This is a genomic window from Variovorax sp. UC122_21, assembly GCF_044056785.1.
Taxonomy (GTDB): Bacteria; Pseudomonadota; Gammaproteobacteria; order Burkholderiales; family Burkholderiaceae_C; genus Variovorax.
Genome location: NZ_CP172004.1, coordinates 4448857 through 4468076 on the forward strand (window position 1 = coordinate 4448857; position 19220 = coordinate 4468076).

16 protein-coding genes and 3 pseudogenes are annotated in these 19220 nt (G+C 67.7%); 15 read left to right on the forward strand and 4 right to left on the reverse strand.

What is annotated here, in order from left to right; all coding sequences use genetic code 11:
• The first annotated feature begins 65 nt into the window (after nucleotides 1-65).
• From ACHMXE_RS33645 to ACHMXE_RS33660, 4 genes are read left to right on the forward strand one after another with little or no spacing between them, the layout of a single operon-like run.
• Nucleotides 66-947 (forward strand): branched-chain amino acid ABC transporter permease, encoded by an 882-nt coding sequence (locus ACHMXE_RS33645; RefSeq protein ID WP_208508800.1) that lies wholly within the window; start codon nucleotides 66-68, stop codon nucleotides 945-947.
• Between the two features lie 2 nt (nucleotides 948-949).
• Complete coding sequence (locus tag ACHMXE_RS33650; RefSeq protein WP_395348349.1) at nucleotides 950-1828, forward strand: branched-chain amino acid ABC transporter permease; 879 nt, start codon at nucleotides 950-952, stop codon at nucleotides 1826-1828.
• Complete coding sequence (locus ACHMXE_RS33655) at nucleotides 1822-2610, forward strand: ABC transporter ATP-binding protein (protein ID WP_395352912.1); 789 nt, start codon at nucleotides 1822-1824, stop codon at nucleotides 2608-2610. Before ACHMXE_RS33650 ends, ACHMXE_RS33655 begins: the two co-directional genes overlap by 7 nt.
• Nucleotides 2607-3338 carry an ABC transporter ATP-binding protein gene (locus tag ACHMXE_RS33660; RefSeq protein ID WP_203205018.1) on the forward strand — a complete coding sequence of 244 codons (732 nt, stop codon included), beginning with the start codon at nucleotides 2607-2609 and terminating at the stop codon, nucleotides 3336-3338. Before ACHMXE_RS33655 ends, ACHMXE_RS33660 begins: the two co-directional genes overlap by 4 nt.
• Nucleotides 3339-3476: 138 nt before the next feature.
• Here ACHMXE_RS33660 and dxs read toward each other — a convergent pair whose 3' ends face one another.
• From dxs to xseB, 3 genes are read right to left on the reverse strand one after another with little or no spacing between them, the layout of a single operon-like run.
• The gene (gene dxs / locus ACHMXE_RS33665) at nucleotides 3477-5333 is read right to left on the reverse strand and encodes a 1-deoxy-D-xylulose-5-phosphate synthase (protein ID WP_395348352.1); all 1857 of its coding nucleotides are present in this window, start codon (nucleotides 5331-5333) and stop codon (nucleotides 3477-3479) included.
• Between the two features lie 22 nt (nucleotides 5334-5355).
• On the reverse strand, nucleotides 5356-6276 hold the full coding sequence (locus ACHMXE_RS33670) for a polyprenyl synthetase family protein (protein ID WP_395348354.1): 921 nt from the start codon (nucleotides 6274-6276) through the stop codon (nucleotides 5356-5358).
• The gene (xseB, locus tag ACHMXE_RS33675; protein WP_203205015.1) at nucleotides 6273-6539 is read right to left on the reverse strand and encodes an exodeoxyribonuclease VII small subunit; all 267 of its coding nucleotides are present in this window, start codon (nucleotides 6537-6539) and stop codon (nucleotides 6273-6275) included. The genes ACHMXE_RS33670 and xseB overlap by 4 nt, the downstream gene beginning before the upstream one ends.
• A 280-nt stretch (nucleotides 6540-6819) precedes the next feature.
• Between xseB and ACHMXE_RS33680 the strand changes: the two are divergent.
• The 9 genes and pseudogenes from ACHMXE_RS33680 (at nucleotide 6820) to ACHMXE_RS33720 (ending at nucleotide 15669) form a co-directional block, all read left to right on the forward strand.
• Nucleotides 6820-7949 (forward strand): annotated as a pseudogene (locus ACHMXE_RS33680) (aromatic ring-hydroxylating dioxygenase subunit alpha).
• Nucleotides 7950-8057: 108 nt separating this feature from the next.
• Nucleotides 8058-8981 (forward strand): DMT family transporter, encoded by a 924-nt coding sequence (locus ACHMXE_RS33685; RefSeq protein ID WP_395348356.1) that lies wholly within the window; start codon nucleotides 8058-8060, stop codon nucleotides 8979-8981.
• A 70-nt stretch (nucleotides 8982-9051) separates the two neighbouring features.
• Entirely contained in the window at nucleotides 9052-9963 is a 912-nt protein-coding gene (locus tag ACHMXE_RS33690) for a sulfurtransferase (protein WP_203205012.1), read from the forward strand.
• Nucleotides 9960-10259: pseudogene (locus ACHMXE_RS33695) on the forward strand (DUF2796 domain-containing protein); the annotation flags it as partial. The gene ACHMXE_RS33690 and the pseudogene ACHMXE_RS33695, both read left to right, overlap by 4 nt.
• A gap of 14 nt (nucleotides 10260-10273) precedes the next feature.
• Nucleotides 10274-10555, forward strand: coding sequence for a DUF2796 domain-containing protein (locus ACHMXE_RS33700; protein ID WP_395352914.1), 282 nt, complete (start codon nucleotides 10274-10276; stop codon nucleotides 10553-10555).
• 4 nt (nucleotides 10556-10559) lie between these two features.
• Complete coding sequence (locus ACHMXE_RS33705) at nucleotides 10560-11306, forward strand: ABC transporter ATP-binding protein (protein ID WP_057589538.1); 747 nt, start codon at nucleotides 10560-10562, stop codon at nucleotides 11304-11306.
• On the forward strand, nucleotides 11303-12565 hold the full coding sequence (locus ACHMXE_RS33710) for an ABC transporter permease (RefSeq protein WP_395348360.1): 1263 nt from the start codon (nucleotides 11303-11305) through the stop codon (nucleotides 12563-12565). Before ACHMXE_RS33705 ends, ACHMXE_RS33710 begins: the two co-directional genes overlap by 4 nt.
• 4 nt (nucleotides 12566-12569) lie before the next feature.
• Nucleotides 12570-13210 (forward strand): annotated as a pseudogene (locus ACHMXE_RS33715) (DUF3299 domain-containing protein).
• 218 nt (nucleotides 13211-13428) lie between these two features.
• Nucleotides 13429-15669, forward strand: a complete 2241-nt coding sequence (locus ACHMXE_RS33720; RefSeq protein WP_395348362.1) for a DUF3300 domain-containing protein — start codon at nucleotides 13429-13431, stop codon at nucleotides 15667-15669.
• A gap of 105 nt (nucleotides 15670-15774) precedes the next feature.
• Here the strand turns inward: ACHMXE_RS33720 and ACHMXE_RS33725 are convergent, their stop codons facing one another.
• Nucleotides 15775-17049, reverse strand: a complete 1275-nt coding sequence (locus ACHMXE_RS33725; RefSeq protein ID WP_395348364.1) for a glutamate carboxypeptidase — start codon at nucleotides 17047-17049, stop codon at nucleotides 15775-15777.
• Nucleotides 17050-17443: 394 nt separating this feature from the next.
• On the opposite strand from ACHMXE_RS33725, the gene ACHMXE_RS33730 reads away from it, so the two are divergent.
• Both ACHMXE_RS33730 and ACHMXE_RS33735 read left to right on the forward strand, forming a co-directional pair.
• Nucleotides 17444-17782 carry a hypothetical protein gene (locus tag ACHMXE_RS33730; RefSeq protein WP_395348365.1) on the forward strand — a complete coding sequence of 113 codons (339 nt, stop codon included), beginning with the start codon at nucleotides 17444-17446 and terminating at the stop codon, nucleotides 17780-17782.
• 528 nt (nucleotides 17783-18310) lie between these two features.
• Nucleotides 18311-19219: a P-loop NTPase fold protein gene (locus ACHMXE_RS33735; protein ID WP_395348367.1), complete on the forward strand. Its 909-nt coding sequence runs from the start codon at nucleotides 18311-18313 to the stop codon at nucleotides 19217-19219.
• Nucleotide 19220 lies beyond the last annotated feature (1 nt).

Consider the following 19220-nt stretch of genomic DNA (forward strand, 5'->3'; position numbering starts at 1 on the left):
CATTCGTTTCTTCCTGTTTTGATTCGCCGCGGCGCCCTTCGGCCGCGGCCCGACGAAAGCCCATCGTGCTCGATCAGCAGCTTGTCAACGCCCTGTCGCTGGGGTGCGTCTACGCACTCTTCGCACTGGGCTTCACACTCATCTTCGGCGTGCTCGGCGTCATCAACCTCTCGCATGGCGCGGTGTTCATGGTGGGCGCCTACGCGGCCGCCGAGTTCATGCGCCTGACGAACCTGCCCCTGTGGGCCGGCCTGCCCTTCGCGTTCGTGCTGTGCGGCGTGCTGGGCCTCTTGATCGACGTGCTGGTGCTCAAGCCGCTGCGCAAGCGCGACGCGCCCCACCTGATCCCGATGATCGCCACCATCGGCGTGGCCATCATCCTGAACAACGGCGTGCAGGGCATCTTCGGCGCGGAAAACCTGCGCTTCCCGTCCGGCACCATCCCCGACGACGCGCTGGTGCTCGCTGGCATCCACGTCACGGCGCTCGAGCTCGGCATCATCATCGCGTCCTTCGCGCTGATGGCGGTGCTGCTGCTGTCGCTGCAGCGCACGCAGTTGGGCCGCGCGCTGCGCGCCATCGCCGAATCGCCCAAGGCCGCCTACCTCGTGGGCGTGAACGTCGAGGGCCTGTTCTACCTGACCTCGTTCGTGGCCGCGGGCCTCGGTGGCGTGGCCGGCGTGCTGATCGGCCTGTACTCGAACGCGCTGTTCCCGCTGATGGGCCAGCCGATGCTCGAGAAGGGCATCGCCGTGATCATCCTCGGCGGCATGGGCGACATCCGCGGCGCGCTGCTCGGCGGCCTGTTCCTCGGCTTCGCCGAGGTGCTGTCGGTGGCCTACGTGGGCTCCACCATGCGCGACGCGGTGGCCTTCGGCCTGCTGTTCCTGGTGCTGCTGGTGCGTCCCAAGGGCCTGTTCGGCTCGCTCAAGGAGCGCAAGGTCTGACCATGGAAGCGCTCGACAACTTCTGGTCGGTCTACAGCAACCTGGTGCTCTCGCTGGGCATCAACGGCCTGCTGGCGCTCTCGATCTGGCTCACCCTGGCCTGCGGCATGCTGGCCCTGGCCAACGCGGCCTTCATGGGCATCGGCGCCTACGCGGCCTCGATCCTCACGCTCAACTACGGCGTGCCGTTCCCGGTCGCCATCGCGGCCGGCATGGCCGCGCCGGCGCTGGTGGCCTTCGCCATCGGCAAGCCCACGCTGCGCCTGTCGGGCGTGTACCTGGCGATGGCCACGCTGGCCTTCGGCGAGGTGGTGCGCATCGCCGTGCTCAACGCCGAGTCGCTCACGGGCGGCGCGCTGGGCCTCAACGGCATCCCGCAGTCGACCGAGTGGTGGCACGTGGCGCTCGCGCTGGTGCTGGTGCTGCTGGTGCTGTGGCGCATCCGCCGCTCGAAGGTGGGCCGCGCCTTCGAGGCCATCAAGGAGGACGAGACCGCCGCCGGCCTGATGGGCATCGACGTGGCGGGCCACAAGATGCTGGCCTTCGTGCTCGGCGGCGCGATCGCCGGCCTGGCCGGCACGCTCAACGCGCACCTGACCTTCTTCATCGGCCCGTCGGAGTACGGCTTCAACCGCGCGGTCGACATCCTCACGATGGCGATCCTCGGCGGCATCGGCGGCCTCACCCGCCCGGTGCTCGGCGGCACCATCCTCACGCTGCTGCCCGAGATGCTGCGCGGCCTGGGCGCCTTCCGCCTCGTGGTCAACGGCTTCATCCTGGTGTTGATCGTGCTGTTCCTGCCCAAGGGCATCTGGGACCCGGCGCGCATCCGCCAGTGGTTCGGCCGCAAGGGAGCGCCGCATCGAGCCAGACCCTGCTGACATTGAAGAACGTGTCGCGCCATTTCGGCGGGCTCAAGGTGCTGCAGGACGTGAACCTCGAGATCCCGCAGGGCGGCATCTTCGGGCTCATCGGACCGAACGGCGCCGGCAAGACCACGGTGTTCAACCTGATCACCGGCCTCTTGCCGACCACCAGCGGCAGCATCCATTTCGAAGGCAGCGACCTGGCGGGCCGCAAGCCCTTCCAGATCACGCGCGGCGGCATCGCGCGCACCTTCCAGAACATCCGCGTCTTCAAGGAGATGTCGCTGCTGGAGAACGTGATCGTGGGCATGGATTCGAAACTGCGCTACGGCCCGCTGGGCCTGCTCGCGGGCTCGGGCCTGTTCCGCGGCGAGGAGAAGCGCGCCCGCGAACGCGCGCACGAGCTGCTGGGCTGGGTGCGCCTGGACCACAAGGCGCACGACATCGCCGACAACCTCTCGTACGGCGAGCAGCGCAAGCTGGAGCTGGCGCGCGCGCTGGCCACCGAGCCCAAGCTGCTGCTGCTCGACGAGCCGGTCGCCGGCATGAACAGCACCGAGAAGAGCGAGCTGATGGTCGAGATCGAGAACATCGCGGCGCGCGGCTTCACGGTCTTCATGATCGAGCACGACATGCGCTTCGTGATGGGCCTGTGCCAGCAGATCGCGGTGCTGAACTTCGGCCGCATCATCGCGCGCGGAGGCCCCGAGCAGATCCGCAACGACCCGCAGGTGATCGAGGCCTACCTCGGCCGCGAGGACGACGAAGCCACCAACGAACCGGAGGCCGCGGCATGAGCGCACTCAGCAAGCAACCCCTGCTGCAGGTCCAGGGCCTGAAGGTCTCCTTCGGCCATGTGCAGGCCGTCAAGGGCATCGACTTCGAACTGCACGAAGGACAGATCACCACGCTGGTCGGCGCCAACGGCGCCGGCAAGTCGACCACGCTGCTGGCGCTGTCGGGCCTGGTGAAGAAGACCGCCGGGCGCGTCGTGTTCGCGGGCCAGGACATCTCCGCGCTCGCGCCGCACAGGATCGTGGCCGGCGGCGTGGTGCAGGTGGCCGAGGGCCGCGCCACGCTGACCACGCTGACGGTGCGCGAGAACCTCGAGCTCGGCGCCTACACGCGGCGCGACGGCGCGGCCGCGCGCACGGCCGACCTGGAGCGCATCTACGCCCTGTTCCCGGTGCTCAAGGACCGCGCCGACGGCCTGGCCGGCAACCTCTCGGGCGGCGAGCAGCAGATGCTGGCGATCGGCCGCGCCCTGATGGCGAAGCCGCGCGTGCTGCTGCTGGACGAGCCCTCGATGGGCCTGGCGCCGATCATCGTGCAGGACATCTTTCGCACGCTGCGCGAGATCAACCGCCAGGGGCTGACGATCTTCCTGGTGGAGCAGAACGTGCGCCAGGCGCTGAAGATCGCGGACCGGGCCTACGTGATCGAGACCGGCAGCATCGTGCTGTCGGGCAGCGGGCGCGACTTGCTCGGCGATCCGAAGGTGCAGGAAGCCTACCTGGGCAGCTGATCGTTTCGGCTGTTCCTCCCTCCCCCGCTGGGGGAGGGTCGGGGTGGGGCACGCGGCCTTCGAAAGACCGCAGCGCTTTTCGAGGCCGCTGCCCCCATCCCGGCCTTCCCCCAGAGGGGAAGGAGCAAGACACCGGACTCAGCCTTCGCGGCCGAAGCGCTGCACGATCGACTGCTCGATGCCCGGGGCGTCGAGCCCGATCGAGGCCAGCAGCTTGGCCGGGTCGCCGTGCTCGATGAAGCGGTCGGGCAGGCCCAGCTGCAGCACCGGCACCTGCACGCCCGCGGCCTGCAGCGCCTCGAGCACCGCGCTGCCCGCGCCGCCCATCAACGCGCCTTCCTCGAGCGTGACCAGCGCCTCGTGCGAGCGCGCCACCTCGAGCAGCAACTCCACGTCGAGCGGCTTGGCCCAGCGCATGTTGGCGACCGTGGCGTCGAGCGCCTCGGCGGCCGTGAGCGCCGGATACAGCAGCGTGCCGAAGGCCAGGATGGCGATGCGCTTGCCCTGGCGGCGCAGCTCGCCCTTGCCGAAGGGCAGGCCGTCGAGCGCGAGGTGCGGCTCGACGCCGGCACCCGCGCCGCGCGGATAGCGCACGGCCACCGGGTGGTCCTGCTCGTAGGCGGTGGTCAAAAGCTGCCGCGTCTCGCGCTCGTCGGCGGGACAGGCGATGCTCATGTTCGGGATGCAGCGCAGGAACGGGATGTCGTAGGCGCCCGCGTGCGTGGCGCCGTCGGCACCCACCAGGCCCGCGCGGTCGAGCGCGAACACCACCGGCAGGTTCTGGATCGCGACGTCGTGCACCAGCTGGTCGTAGCCGCGCTGCAGGAAGGTCGAATAGATCGCCACCACCGGCTTCAGGCCCTCGCAGGCCAGGCCCGCGGCGAAGGTCACGGCATGCTGCTCGGCGATGCCGACGTCGTAGTAGCGGTCGGGGAAGCGCTGCTCGAACTCGACCAGCCCCGAGCCTTCGCGCATGGCCGGCGTGATGCCGACCAGCCGGCCGTCCCTGGCCGCCGTGTCGCACAGCCACTGGCCGAAGACCTGGGTGAAGGTCTTCTTGGGCGCCGACGCGGGCTTGACCAGCCCGACCTGCGGATCGAACTTGCCGGGGCCGTGGTAGGCCACGGGGTCGGCCTCGGCCAGCTTGTAGCCCTGGCCCTTCTTGGTCACCACGTGCAGGAACTGCGGGCCCTCGAGATGCTTGAGGTTCTCGAGCGTGGGCACCAGCGAGTCGATGTCGTGGCCGTCGATCGGGCCCACGTAGTCGAAGCCGAACTGCTCGAACAGCGTGGCCGGCACCACCATGCCCTTGGCATGCTGCTCGAAGCGCTTGGCCAGTTCGAACAGCGGCGGCGCGGCGCGCAGCACGCTCTTGCCCACGTTCTTGGCGGCGGCGTAGAAGTTGCCGCTCATCAGCTGCGCGAGGTAGCGGTTGAGCGCGCCCACCGGCGGGCTGATCGACATGTCGTTGTCGTTGAGGATCACGATCAGCCGGCAGTCGCAAACGCCCGCGTTGTTGAGCGCCTCGAAGGCCATGCCGGCCGTGAGCGCGCCGTCGCCGATGATGGCCACGGTGAAGCGGTCCTCGCCCTTCTGCTTGGCGGCCATGGCCATGCCGAGCGCGGCCGAGATGCTGGTCGACGAGTGCGCGGTGCCGAAGGTGTCGTACTCGCTCTCGCTTCGCTGCGGAAAGCCCGAGATGCCGCCGAGCTGGCGCAGGGTGGGCATGCGCTCGCGCCGGCCCGTGAGGATCTTGTGCGGATAGGTCTGGTGGCCCACGTCCCACACCAGCCGGTCGTGCGGCGTGTTGAACACGTGGTGCAGCGCGACCGTGAGCTCCACCGTGCCGAGGTTCGAGCTCAGGTGCCCGCCGGTGCGCGAGACGTTGTCGAGCACGCAGGCGCGCACCTCGTCGGACAGCTGCTTGAGCTGGGCCCGGTCGTACTGGCGGATGGAGGACGGATCGTTGAGCGTGGGGAGCAGCGGAGCGGCCATGGATCGTGGTGTTCGTTCTTGTCTAGCGGTCGCGGTCTACGACCATGTGGGCCAGCGCGCGCAGCGCTGCGGTGTCCTGCAGGCCGCTCGCATCGAGCGCGACGAGCGCATCGTCGAGCAGCTGCGAAGCCTGGGCCCGGGCGCCCTCGAGCCCCAGCAGCGACACATAGGTGGGCTTGTCGGCCGCGGCATCCTTGCCGGCGGTCTTGCCGAGGGTCTGCGAATCGGCCGTGACGTCGAGGATGTCGTCGACCACCTGGAAGGCCAGGCCGATCGCCGCGCCATAGCCACGCAGCGCGGTCAGCGCCGCGGGCGAAACACCGGTGCCGCAGGCCGCGCCCATCTCGACGCTGCCCTGCAGCAGCGCGCCGGTCTTCAGCCGGTGCATCTCGCGCAGTTGCGCTTCGTTCAAGGCCACGCCCACGCTCGCGAGGTCGATCGCCTGCCCGCCGGCCATGCCCTGGCTGCCGGCGGCACGCGCCAGCATGCGGCACAGCGTGGCCTGCATCGCGGGCGGCACCTCGTCGCCATCGGGCGTGAGCAGCTCGAAGGCCAGCGCCTGCAGCGCGTCGCCCGCGAGCAGCGCGTCGGCTTCGCCGAACTTCACGTGCACCGTGGGCTTGCCGCGGCGCAGCACGTCGTTGTCCATGCACGGCAGGTCGTCGTGCACCAGCGAATAGGCGTGGATCAGTTCGGTGGCGCAGGCCGCGCGCAGCGCCGCGGCCACATTGCCGCCGACCGCCTCGCTGGCCGCGAGCACCAGCAGCGGCCGCAGCCGCTTGCCGCCGTCGAGCACCGCATAGCGCATGGCCTCGCCGAGCAGCACCGGCGAATCGACGCCGACCCAGCCCGACAGCGCCTGTTCGACGCGCTCGAGGTGCGGACGGCTCCAGAGCGCGAGGCGGGCCTGGTCCCAGGCTGGGGACGTGGTGGCCGCGGTCATTCGGCGGCCCAGGGCTTGAGGCTGCCCGCGTCGAGCACCTTGATCTGGTCCTCGACCGCCTGCAGCCGGTCGCGGCAGAAGGCCAGCAGCGCGGCGCCGCGCTGGTAGCTGCCCAGCAGCCGGTCGAGCGGCAGCTGGCCCGACTCGAGTTCCGCGACCAGTTGCTCGAGTTCCTGGAGTCCCGCTTCGTAGCTGACGGGCATCGGGCCCGTGTCGGGCGTGGGCGCCGGACTGGACGCGGGAGTGGAAGGCACCTTGGGCATGCGGGGGCAACGAGGATGAAACCGCGCATTTTAGGTCTCGGCCAGTGACGCATCGACGGCCTGCGCGACACCGGGCGACGGCGTCATGCACGGCCGTACCGGACGCCGGCCCCATCAGGGTGAAAGCCCCAGGGGCCACAAGGAAGGCCCCCCGGGTACAATCACCCTCCCCCAGCCGGTCACGCCGGCGTAACTCTCGGGCCGACACGCCTCTCCTGTCGTCGGTACCTTCCGTTTCAATTTTGTTTTTCTCCCTGTGGGGAGCTTGGTCAGGTCCTCCATGTCTGATTTAAGTCTTCAACTGCAGCAGGCCACGAGCCAACTTCCGGTTTCCGCGTATTCGACGAGGCGCTCTTCGCCCGCGAGATGGAAACGCTCTTTGCCCGTGGCCCACGCTATGTCGGCCACCGCCTTGCCGTGCCGGAGGCCGGCAACTTCCACACGCTGCCCCACGAGCACCAGGGCCGCGCGCTGGTCCACACGCCCAAGGGCGTGGAACTGATCTCCAACGTCTGCCGCCACCGCCAGGCCGTGATCCTGCAGGGCCGCGGCGAACTCGACGCGCGCACCGGCGGCAACATCGTCTGCCCGCTGCACCGCTGGACCTATGCCGCGGCCGACGCGCGCACCACCGGCACGCTGATCGGCGCCCCGCATTTCGCGCAGGACCCCTGCCTGAACCTGCACAACTACCCGCTCACCGAGTGGAACGGCCTGCTGTTCGAGGCCAACGGCCGCGACATCGCGGCCGACATGGCCGGCCTGGGCCCGCGCGCCGACCTCTCGTTCGAGGGCTTCGCGCTCGATCACGTCGAGCTGCACGAGTGCAACTACAACTGGAAGACCTTCATCGAGGTCTACCTCGAGGACTACCACGTCGGCCCGTTCCACCCGGGCCTGGGCAGCTTCGTCACCTGCGACGACCTGCGCTGGGAGTTCAACCGCAACTATTCGGTGCAGACGGTGGGCGTGGCCAACCGCCTGGGCCGCGCGGGCAGCCCGGTCTACCAGAAGTGGCAGGAACAGCTGCTGCAGTACCGCGAGGGCAAGCCGCCCAAGTACGGCGCGATCTGGCTCACCTACTACCCGCACGTGATGATCGAGTGGTATCCGCACGTGCTCACGGTCTCGACCCTGCACCCGGTCAGCCCCACCAAGACGCTCAACATGGTGGAGTTCTTCTACCCCGAGGAAATCGTCGCCTTCGAGCGCGAGTTCGTCGAGGCCCAGCGCGCCGCCTACATGGAAACCTGCGTGGAAGACGACGAGATCGCCGAGCGCATGGACGCCGGCCGCCGCGCGCTGATGCTGCGCGGCGACAACGAGACCGGCCCCTACCAGAGCCCGATGGAAGACGGCATGCAGCAGTTCCACGAGTGGTACCGGCGCGAGCTGCAGACCGCCGGCTGAAGCGCCGAAGCCGCTGCTTCGGTTCCGTTTCCTGCTATTCTCTTGATAGCTGAATGCGCCCGGTTGGCGGGCGTTTCAGCTATTTTTCTTTTGTAAGAAGTCAAGACGATGCAAGCGCTCTGGATGGTGCTCGGCGCCTTTTTGTTCGCCTCCATGGGCGTGGCCGTGAAGATCGCCTCGGCCTGGTTCTCCAGCGGCGAGATGGTGCTCTGGCGCGGCGTCATCGGCATCGTCTTCCTGTGGCTGCTGGCGCGCAGCCGCGGCGTCTCGCTCGCCACCCGGTACCCGGGCATGCATGCCTGGCGCAGCCTGATCGGCGTGGTCTCGCTGGGCGCATGGTTCTATGCCATCGCCCACATGCCGCTGGCCACGGCCGTCACCCTCAATTACATGAGCAGCGTCTGGATCGCCGCCTTCCTGGTCGGCGGCGCGCTGCTGGCCTGGATGCCGGTGCCCGGCCGCGACGGCCGCGTCTCGCGCCCGCCGCTGCAGGCGCCGCTGGTGCTGACCGTGCTCACGGGTTTCGCCGGCGTGGTGCTGATGCTCAAGCCCAGCGTCGATTCGAGCCAGGGCTTCGCCGGCCTGCTGGGCCTGCTGTCGGGCCTGACCGCCGCCTTCGCCTACATGCAGGTGGTGGCGCTCTCGCGCATCGGCGAGCCCGAGATGCGCACGGTGTTCTATTTCGCGCTCGGCTCGGCCGTGGCCGGGGCGCTGGCCACGGCCTTCACGGGCTTCTCGGAATGGAACTGGCGCCACGGCCTCTGGCTGCTGCCGATCGGCCTGCTGGCCGCCCTCGGACAGCTTTGCATGACGCGCGCCTACGCCACCGCCAAGACCGAGAGCGGCACCCTGGTGGTGGCCAACCTGCAGTACTCGGGCATCATCTTCGCGGCCTTCTACAGCGTGGTGCTGTTCGACGACCGCATCGACGCCGCCGGCTGGACCGGCATGGCGCTCATCATCGCGAGCGGCATTGCCGCAACCGTGTTGCGTCAGCGTACAGTTCCGCAAGCGCCGGCCGAGGAACATTGAGGCCGGTTCGCAGTCCCTTCACCGTCCGCCGCGCCTGTTGCGCGGCCCATGCGCCAAGGAGTTCTTCGCCATGACCTTCACCACCCTCGTTTCCGCCACCGAGTTGCGCGCCCTGCAGGCCGCGGGCACGCCGCTCATGGTGTTCGACTGCAGCTTCGACCTCATGAAGCCCGAGTCGGGCGCCCAGCAGTACGCGGCCTCGCACATCCCGGGCGCGCTGCATGCCGACCTCGACACCGATCTCAGCGCCAAGCACGGCGTGCCCGGCGCGCATGGCGAGGTGGTGGTGGCGCAGGAGGACGGCGTGCCGGCCTCGGGCGGGCGCCATCCGCTGCCCAGCCGCGAGCGCTTCGCGGCCTGGCTCAGCGGCATCGGTTTCTCGAACGACATGCAGGCCGTGGTCTACGACCGCAACGGCGCCAACTACTGCGGGCGCCTGTGGTGGATGCTCAAGTGGATGGGCCACGACGCCGTGGCCGTGCTCGACGGCGGCCTGCAGGGCTGGCAGGCCGAGGGCGGCGAGGTCACCGACCGCGAGGAGCCCGCGCGCTTCCAGTCGAACTTCGTCATGGGCGAACCGCTGGTGCGCCTCGTCACCACCGACACCGTGGTGGGCCGGTTGGGCCAGCCTGACCAGAACCTGATCGACGCGCGGGCCGGTGCACGCTATCGCGGCGAGGTGGAACCTCTGGACCCGATCGCCGGTCACATCCCCGGGGCACTCAACCGCCCCTTCGCCGAGAACCTCGGTCCCGACGGCAAGTTCAAGCCCGCCGCGCAACTGCGCGCCGAGTTCGAAACGCTGCTCGAAGGCCGCGATCCGGCGACGGTCGTCCACCAGTGCGGCAGCGGCGTGAGCGCCGTTCCCAATCTGCTCGCGATGCGCATCGCGGGGCTCGGAACGGCCGCGCTCTATGCCGGCAGCTGGAGCGAATGGAGCAACACCCCGGGGCTGCCGACCCGGCAAGGCGCCCAACCATGACCCTGACCCGATCCAGCACCGACCGACGCGCTCTCCGACGCATCCTCGCCTCCGCCGCCCTCGCGCTGCTTGCCTCGGCACCGTTCGCCGCCGCGCAGGCCCAGCAGCAGCACGCCCACGTGCACGGCCAGATCAAGCTCGACGTCGCCATCGACGGCCCCACGGTCGTGATCGACATGGAGTCGCCGCTCGACAACATCGTCGGCTTCGAGCGCGCCCCCAAGACCGATGCCGAGAAGAAGACCGTCGAGGACGCCGTGGCCCAGCTGCGCGCGGCCGACAAGCTGTTTGCCATCGACCCCGCCGCGAGCTGCAAGCTCGGCCCGGTCGACCTGCGCTCCGGCGCGCTCGGCCTCGGCAAGCCCGATGCCAGCGAGCCGAGGGCCATGCCGACCTCGACGCCACCTTCTCGTTCAACTGCGCCAACGCGGCCGCCGCCAAGTACATCGACATCGGCCTGTTCGCCGCCTTCAAGGGCACGCGCCAGATCGATGCGCAGATCGCTTCCGCCCAAGGCCAGTTCAAGCGCCAGCTCAAGCGCCCCGCCGGCGCGCAGGCCGCGCAGCCGGCCCGCCTGACCTGGGGCAAGTGAGGCCGTGAGCCTTCCTTCGCAGGCCGAATCCACGCCGCTGCGCGTGGTGCTCTCGGCCGAATCGCTGCGCTTCTCCTGGCCCGGCAGCGCCACGCCCTGCATCGACATCGAGGCCTTCCGCATCACGGCCGGCGAATCGGTGTTTTTGCATGGCCCGAGCGGCTGCGGCAAGAGCACCCTGCTGTCGCTGCTGGCCGGCGTGCTGGTGGCCGACGAGGGCCGCGTGTGCCTGCTGGGCCACGACTGGTCCAAGCTCTCGGGCGCCGCGCGCGACCGCTGCCGCGTGGCGCACGTGGGCTACATCTTCCAGCAGTTCAACCTGCTGCCCTATCTGAGCGTGGTCGACAACGTGCTGCTGCCCTGCCGCTTCTCGGCACGCCGCCGCGAGCAGGCCTCGCGCCAGCGCGGCGCGCGCGAGGAAGCCGAGCACCTGCTCGATCAGATGGGCCTGGACCGCAAGCTCTGGCAGCGCCAGGCCATGCAGCTCTCGGTGGGCCAGCAGCAGCGCGTGGCGGCGGCGCGCGCGCTCATCGGCCAGCCCGAGGTGGTGATCGCCGACGAGCCCACCTCCGCGCTCGACGAGGACCGGCGCGAGGCCTTCCTCGACGTGCTGCTCACCGCCTGCGCCGAGAACGACAGCGCGCTGGTGTTCGTGAGCCATGACCAGCGCATCGCGCAGCGCTTCGCGCGCCACGTGCTGCTGCCCGAGATCAACCGCGCCTCGAGCGCGACGATGGCGACCGAAGAATGAAGGCCCTCTTCTCCATCGCCTGGCGCAGCGCCTGGAACCGCCGCTTCACGCTCGCGCTCACCGTGTTCTCGATCGCGCTGTCGACCTTCCTGCTGCTGGGCGTCGAGCGCATCCGCACCGAGCTGCGCGAGAACTTCGCCTCCTCGGTCTCGGGCACCGACCTGATCGTGGGCGCGCGCACCGGCTCCACGCAACTGCTGCTGTACTCCGTGTTCCGCATCGGCGCGGCCACCAACAACATTGCGTGGAAGAGCGTGCAGGCGCTGCAGGCGCATCCCGGCGTCGGCTGGGTCGTGCCGCTGTCGCTCGGCGATTCGCACCGCGGCTTCGCCGTGCTCGCGACCTCGCCCGAGTACTTCACGCGCTTTCGCTACGGCGACCGCCAGTCGCTCGCGCTGCGCGAGGGCAAGCCCTTCAGCGAGCTGTTCGACGCCGTGGTGGGCGCCGAGGTGGCCGACAAGCTCGGCTACCACGTGGGCCAGAAGATCACGCTGGCGCACGGCAGCGGCGAGCTCAACGTGGCCGAGCATGCCGACAAGCCCTTCACCGTGGTGGGCGTGCTCGCGCGCACCGGCACGCCGGTCGACCGCACCGTGCACATCGGCCTCGCGGCCATGGAGGCGATCCACCTCGAATGGGTGGGCGGCGCGCCCATGCCCGGCGTGAAGATCCCGGCCGACCAGGTGCGCAAGTTCGACCTCACGCCCAAGAACGTGACGGCCGCGCTCGTGGGCCTGAAGAATCGCGCGGCCGTGTTCTCGGTGCAGCGCTGGATCTCCACCTACACCGGCGAGCCGCTGATGGCGATCCTGCCCGGCGTGGCGCTCGACGAGCTCTGGAGCGTGATCGGCGTGGGCGAGAACGCGCTGCTGCTGATGTCGGGCCTGGTCGCGCTCGTGAGCCTCGCGGGCCTGGTGTCGGTGGTGATGGCCGGCCTCGACGAAAGGCGGCGCGAACTCGCCGTGCTGCGCGCCGTGGGCGCGGGCCTGCGCCACGTGCTGGCGCTGCTCGCGCTCGAAGGCGCGCTGGTCACCGTGCTCGGCGTGCTCGTGGGCGTGCTGATGGCGGTGCTGGGCATCGCCGGCCTCGCGCCCTGGCTGCAGTCGCAGTTCGGGCTGACATTGCGGCTTTCCGAACCTACACTGAACGAATGGCTGCTGCTCGCGAGCCTGCTGGCCGCCGGCTGGCTGGCGAGCCTGCTGCCCGGCATTCGCGCCTACCGGCTCTCGCTCGCCGACGGGCTTTCACCGAGGATCTGATCCCATGCGCCACGCAAAGACTCTCCATCCCGCCGTCCAGGCCTCGAAGCGCTTCGCCCTGCTGATGGCCGGCGCCAGCCTCGCGGCCGCCGCCTGGGCCGCCGAACCCGCGCCCAAGGACACCACGGCCACCAACCCCCTCGGCGGCAAGGCCGCCCCCGCGGCCACCGCCAAGGCCCCGGCCGGCCAGCCGCGCCAGATCACCTGGGAAGAACTCGTGCCCAAGGACTGGGACCCGTCGAAGGAGTTCAAGGGCATGGACCTCAGCGCCCTCGACGACGGCGACCCGCGCGCCAACGAGCTGCTGATGAAGATGCAGGAGGTGTCGAACAACGCGCCGACCAATCCCGCGATGAACGGCGTGGAGGTGAGATCCCCGGCTTCATCGTGCCGCTCGAGGAAGCCAAGGGCGAGGTCACCGAGTTCCTGCTCGTACCCTACTTCGGCGCCTGCATCCACACCCCGCCGCCGCCGGCCAACCAGATCCTGCACGTGGTGCCGCAGAAGGGCGCCAAGTTCCGCGCCATGGACACCGTGTGGGTCACGGGCAAGCTGCAGACCCTGCGCAACGATTCGATGATGGGCGTGAGCGGCTACCACGTGAGCGCGAGCAGCGTCACCAAGTACACCGGCGGCGCGAAGTAGCCGCCAGCCCCACGCCGCGGCACTGACCGCGAGCTGACTGGGACCAAGGGGCCGGCATTCACCGGCCCTTCACCTTCTTGACAGGCCTGTTCCTACCCGGCCTGCGCCCGGCAGACGACACAGCCGGTTGCATCCTCGGGCCATCCTGCGTCATCGCTTGATAAGCGGCCCCCGTTCAGTACGGGCGGGTGCCGCCAAAGCGCCCCAGGAAGGCCAGCATGATCCCCTCCCATCACACTCCCATCGCGCGTGCACTCACGCTGTCGCTGTGCACCGCAGCATTGGTGCTCGCGGGCTGCGACAAGTCCGAGACCCCCGCCGCGCAGAACGCCGCCGCACCCGCGCCCCAGGCCGCGGCCTCCGTGCCAGCCGTCGCGGCACCGGCACCCGCGGCGCCCATGCCCGTGGCCTACGTGCCACCCGCGGCCGAGGAGCTCTACCAGATGGTCGCGCCCATCGCGCTGTACCCCGACAAGCTCGTGGCGCAGGTGCTGGCCGGCGCCACCTATCCCGAGCAGATCACCTCCGCGCAGGAGTGGCTCAAGCAGAACCCCACGCTCAAGGCCGGCGCTCTGGCCGATGCCGTCAACCAACAGCCCTGGGACCCGAGCGTCAAGTCGCTGACCGCCTTCCGCAACGTGATGGACCAGATGGCCGGCAACCTGCCCTGGACCGAGGCCCTGGGCAAGGCCTACTACAACGACCCGGCCGACGTGATGAACGCGATCCAGGTCATGCGCCAGCGCGCCTCCAAGGCCGGCCGGCTCAAGAACAACGACAAGCTTAAGGTCGCCACCGCCGCGGCGCCGGCCAACTACACGCCCGCGCCCGATCCGCAGGGTGCCTATGCGGGCCCGCTCATCGTCGAGCCGCCGCAGCAGCTCATCACCATCCAGCAGGCGCAGCCCGACGTGGTCTACGTGCCCAGCTACAACCCGCAGCAGATCTACGGCGAGCCCGTGGCGGCCTACCCGGGCTACGCCTACACGCCCCCGCCGCAGCCCGTGTACGTCGACCGCGGCTACAGCGGCGCCCAGGTCGCCACGGCGGGCGTGCTGGCCTTCGGTGCCGGCGTGGTCGTGGCCTCGGCGCTCGAGCGCCATGGCTGGGGCTGGAACTCCTGGAACGTGAACTGGGGCCGCCCGCGCGACCGCGACTATCAGCGCGCCGCGCCGCCGCCGCCGGCCTATCGCCCGGCCGTGGTCTACAACAACAATACCTACGTCTCGCGCTCGACCACCGTCGTCAACAACGTCTACAACAACAACGGCGGCGGCCGCGACCGTGACCGCCCGCGCGGCGATGCGGGCGTGGCAGCCTGGCAGGCCGCCCATCCGGGGCAGTCGCCCAACTTCGCGATGCAGCAGCAGGCCCAGCAACAGCAGGCCGCCGCGCTGCTCGCCCAGCAGCAACAGGCGCGTCAGCTGCAGATGCAGCAACAGCAGCAGCAACACGCGCAGCAGTTGCAGAGCCAGCAGCATGCACAGCAACAAGCCCAGCAGCAGGCCCTGGCGCGCCAACAGCAGATGCAGCAGCAGGCGCATCAACAACAGGCGCAACAACAGGCACAGCAGGACCAGGCGCGGCGCCAGCAGTTGATGACGCAACAGCAGACGCGCGAGCAGCAAGCCCAGCAGGCCCAGGCCGCGCGCCAGCAGGCGCAGCAGCAGCAAGCACAGCAGGAGCAGGCTCGTCGCCAGCAGCAACTGGCCCAGAACCAGGCCGGCCAGCAGCAGGCGCAACAGGAACAGGCGCGCCGCCAACAACAGCAGCAACAACAACAGGCGCAGGAACAGGCGCGACACCAGCAACAGCAGGCTCAGCAAGACCAGGGCCGCAGGCAGCAGCAGCAACAGCAGGCGCAGCAGGAACAGGTTCGTCGCCAGCAAGAGCAGCAACAGCAAGCCCAGCAGAACCAGGCCCGCCAACAGCAACAGGCCCAGCAGGAGCAGGCACGCCGCCAGCAGATGCAACAGCAGCAGGTCGCGCAGAACCAGGCACGGCAGCAACAGCAACAGGCCGCCCAGCAGGCACAGCAGCAGGAACAGGCGCGGCGCCAGCAGATGCAGCAACAACAGCAGCAGCAACAACAGGCCGCGCAACGCCAGCAACAGCAGGCCCAGCAGCAACAGGAGCAGGTCCGTCGCCAGCAGCAGCAAGCGCAACAGGCACAGCAACAAGCCCAGCAGCAGGCCATGCAGCGGCAACAGCAGCAGGCTCAACAGGCGCAGCAGCAAGCCATGCAACGCCAGCAGCAACAGGCTCAACAAGCACAGCAGCAAGCGATGCAGCGCCAACAGCAGCAGGCCCAAAAGGCCCAGCAGCAGGCCGCGCAACGCCAGCAGCAACAGGCCCAGCAGATGCAGCAACGGCAGGCGCAAGCTCAAGCGCAGGCCCAGGCACAAGCCCAGGCCGCCGCGCACCGCAACCGCCCGCCCGGCGATCAGCGTCCGCAGTGACGGCAGGCGCCCCGGCGCGCCACCCGATCGAAGCCTTCAGCCCCCAGCAAAAAGGCGCATGCGAGTCCTTCGCATGCGCCTTTTTGACGTCGGGTGCGGCGTGCTTCAGCGGCCCTTGCCGATCTCCGTCAGCAGCCGCGTCACCAGGTACAGCCGCGGCACGATCGAGTCGACCTCGATGTACTCATCGCGCGCGTGGTAGCCGAAGCCCGCGAGGCCGAAGCTCTCGACCACCGTCGCCTTGCCCGAGCGCCCCGCGTAGCCCGCGTCGGTGCCGCCGCCGGTCATCGGCGTGAGCGCGAGCTCGCGGTCGATCTCCTTGTAGATCGCCTGTGCCTTCTCGGCCAGCGCGCGGCCCTTCTCGCCTGCCACGAAGGCCGGGCGGCCCACCTCCACCTTCACCGTCGTCTCGGTGTCGGGAATCAGCTTGCCGCTCGCGATCTTCGCCTGCAGCGCCGCGTCGAGCTTCTTCTCCGCGCCGGGCTCGGTGATGCGCACGTCGCCGAGCGCCTGCGCCTTCTCGGTGATCTGGTTGATCGGGCCCACCGCGCGCGCCACCGTCCAGTTGAGCGTCACGCCCGGGATGTCCTTCGCGAGGTCCTTGGTCTGCAGCATCTGGTACGAGAGTTCGTACAGCGCGTTGCGGCCCAGCTCGGGCGCCGCGCCCGCGTGCGAGGCGCGGCCCTTCACCTCGAGCGTGGCTTGCGCGATGCCGGCCGCGCCGAGCAGCAGCGATTCGCCCTTCACCACCGACTTCGCCGCCGTCGGCTCGAACGACAGCACCGTGTCGTGCAGGTCGGCCGTGGTCGCGATCAACTCGCCCGAACCCACCGAGCCCACTTCCTCGTCGGGATTCATCAGCACCGTGAGCGTGTCGTAGTCGCGCCAGCCCGCGTCGGCCAGGATCTTGAGCGAGGCCATCATCACCGCCAGCCCGCCCTTGTCGTCCGCGATGCCGGGCCCGTAGATGCGGTTGCCGTCGACCTTGTAGGGCTGCGAGTTCAGGATGCCGGGCTGGTAGACCGTGTCCATGTGGCCCTGCAGCATGATCTTGCGCTTGCCGTTGCCCTTCATCGCGCCGATCACGATGTCGGCCCCCGCCCCGGCCGTCGCCTTGCGCCGCTCGACCTTGAAGCCGGCCGCCTTGAGCCGGCCTTCCACCACGTCGGCCATCTTCATCAGCCCGTCGACGTTGAGGCTGCCCGACTGGATCAGCACCATCTCCTTGAGGTTCTCGATCATCGCCGGCTGCGCCTTCTCGGCCGCGGCGAGCAGCTTGGCATCGGGGGCGGCATGGGCTGCGGTCGCGGCGCCCAGGACGAAGGTGCAGGCCAGCGCGATGGAGCGCAGCGAGAAGATGGGTGAGGAAGGTTGAGTCATCAGGGTCCCCTTTTCTTGAAGTGAATGCGAGCGGAAGGATAGCGAGGCGGGGTGGGATGGGGAGCAAATTGGTGACAGGGTGCCGCGTCGATGGAGACACCCTTGCGGCATCGGATAGAAGGCTTGACTGCCTTTGTGATGAGCGCGTACATTGCCCTCGCCTCGTGATGAGCGGGGCCGGGATTGGCGTCCCGAAGACATCCTGCGACGAAAGCCGCAGCTACCGCACTGGTCTGCGGCTTTCTCGTTCGCGCCCCTTTAGGCGGCTCGGACGGGAGGGCTCGCGCCCTGCCGGTTTCCGCAAGGATGTCCCGGTACGCCAACCCGTTCGAGCTGCCGCCCTCGATTGGCGTCGAGTGCGTCGGTTGTTGCAAATCAACATCCTTGGAGGCCTATGGCCGACGACTCCAACGCGACCGGCGATGCCAGCACATCCCTGCGTCCTCGCCCTCAGTTCAAACCCTTCGAATGGATTCCATGCGAAGGACTCGATCCATCCCTGCATCACCGGGCTTCATTTCTCAACGATGCGCGCGACGTGGTGCAAGGCGCGCACTTGCTGGTTCAACTGTTGCAGTGGGATGAAGAGCGGCACGATGCTGCGTCACCCGATACCGACCCCGCCCCCGTGTTCGAAGCGTGCCAACGCAGTTCGCTGCAGCGTTTCGTTGCGGTATCGCTGGGTTTGCTTCATGCGCGGATCGAAGAGCAGTGCGAAACGATGAGGAAATAGCGCTGGGTCCACCAGTCGACGCTGGCGTGACACGGCGCCAGAGTGAATTGGGTTGGCGGACGCGCCCACAATCAAGCTCGTGGATCGAGTGGCTGCTCCAGACCGGTTGCTCTCGGTCAGCGGGAGAGCTCAGAGTGGCAGTGCGCCCAAAGCAGACGTCGTAGTGCAGTGACCTGACCAGACAGCGACTGCTGATGCTGGCAGCCACATTGCGACCAATCGGCTACCGCTCCAATTGGCTATCCGAGCATTGACGTTGCCGACTGCCTAACAACGGGTCGCGGGTGAGTTGCAGAACACTTGTCGTCAGTTGCAGGTGGATAGATTGCGGGATGCTCTCTGCATCGTGCGGACAGGGGTTTGCGACCAAAGCATCTTTCGATCCTCATAGGAGACCGCCATAAAGTGAGAAAAACAATATCCCACCGAAGTCAAGCGCATCGAAAAATCCTCACGGACAGAAGCAGAGTTATCCTCAGAGGTATCAAAAATTTGGGGACAAAACGCAATCCGACTCCTGAAGATGAGATGGACCAGCATCGTATGAAAAAAACCCTTATCTCTCTAGTTCGCGGACTTGCGAACATCCTCGATAGCGTTTTGTCTTGGCAGGAAAATAAAGACAACTCCAGCGCCACCAAAACCAAGTTCTTGGATCTCGCGCCAACTGATAAGGCGGACCAGGCCGGCGTGTATTCCGAAGCAATTCGATTTGCCACAAACAATGCAAAGGTCTCCAATATTGCTCTAACTGGCCCCTATGGCTCGGGAAAGAGCAGCATTATCCAATCTTTCTTGAAGAGTTATCGGCGGCCTGCGCTTCATATCTCTCTTGCTGCGTTCGTCCCCGAAGTCAATTCGGACGGCGGAAAAGTGAGTCGCCAAGAGATTGAGAGAAGTATTTTACAGCAAATGTTGTATGGCGCCGATGCAAATAAACTTCCGCTGTCACGATTTAAAAGAATCCAGTCACCCGGCGTTTGGTCCATCCTTAAATCTTTATATATAACACTGGGAATTCTCGCACTTTGGTATGTGTTTAGTCAGCGCAAGGATATTATCAGCGGCACATTTTTCACTCCATTCGCACTCAGCAATGGATTTAATTTTGGAATTGGCGCGTTCGCAGCAATATTCTTATGGTTAACGCTGCATCATTTTTATGTTGCCAGCTTCGGCCTATCCCTCAAGAGCGTTTCGTTGAAGGACGTTGAAATACGGCCCGCACATGATGACCAAACCTCAATATTGAATCGCCACTTGGATGAAATATTGTATTTCTTTCAGTCAACAGATTACGATCTTGTGATCATTGAGGACCTAGATCGATTCAATGATAGCGAGATTTTCGTAACATTGCGAGAAATTAATAGTCTTGTAAACGAGAATGCGGGCGTAAAAACGAACCATCAGGTTTCTCTACGCCTTGCGCGATGAC

Bases quoted from the DNA above. Each gene is read 5' to 3' on its own strand.
- ACHMXE_RS33710 (WP_395348360.1), top strand. From the start codon at position 11,303: ATGAAGGCCCTCTTCTCCATCGCCTGGCGCAGCGCCTGGAACCGCCGC.
- ACHMXE_RS33685 (WP_395348356.1), top strand. From the start codon at position 8,058: ATGCAAGCGCTCTGGATGGTGCTCGGCGCCTTTTTGTTCGCCTCCATG.
- dxs (WP_395348352.1), bottom strand. From the start codon at position 5,333: ATGGCCGCTCCGCTGCTCCCCACGCTCAACGATCCGTCCTCCATCCGC.
- ACHMXE_RS33660 (WP_203205018.1), top strand. From the start codon at position 2,607: ATGAGCGCACTCAGCAAGCAACCCCTGCTGCAGGTCCAGGGCCTGAAG.
- ACHMXE_RS33650 (WP_395348349.1), top strand. From the start codon at position 950: ATGGAAGCGCTCGACAACTTCTGGTCGGTCTACAGCAACCTGGTGCTC.
- ACHMXE_RS33670 (WP_395348354.1), bottom strand. From the start codon at position 6,276: ATGACCGCGGCCACCACGTCCCCAGCCTGGGACCAGGCCCGCCTCGCG.
- ACHMXE_RS33735 (WP_395348367.1), top strand. From the start codon at position 18,311: ATGGACCAGCATCGTATGAAAAAAACCCTTATCTCTCTAGTTCGCGGA.
- ACHMXE_RS33720 (WP_395348362.1), top strand. From the start codon at position 13,429: ATGATCCCCTCCCATCACACTCCCATCGCGCGTGCACTCACGCTGTCG.
- ACHMXE_RS33730 (WP_395348365.1), top strand. From the start codon at position 17,444: ATGGCCGACGACTCCAACGCGACCGGCGATGCCAGCACATCCCTGCGT.
- ACHMXE_RS33725 (WP_395348364.1), bottom strand. From the start codon at position 17,049: ATGACTCAACCTTCCTCACCCATCTTCTCGCTGCGCTCCATCGCGCTG.
- ACHMXE_RS33690 (WP_203205012.1), top strand. From the start codon at position 9,052: ATGACCTTCACCACCCTCGTTTCCGCCACCGAGTTGCGCGCCCTGCAG.
- xseB (WP_203205015.1), bottom strand. From the start codon at position 6,539: ATGCCCAAGGTGCCTTCCACTCCCGCGTCCAGTCCGGCGCCCACGCCC.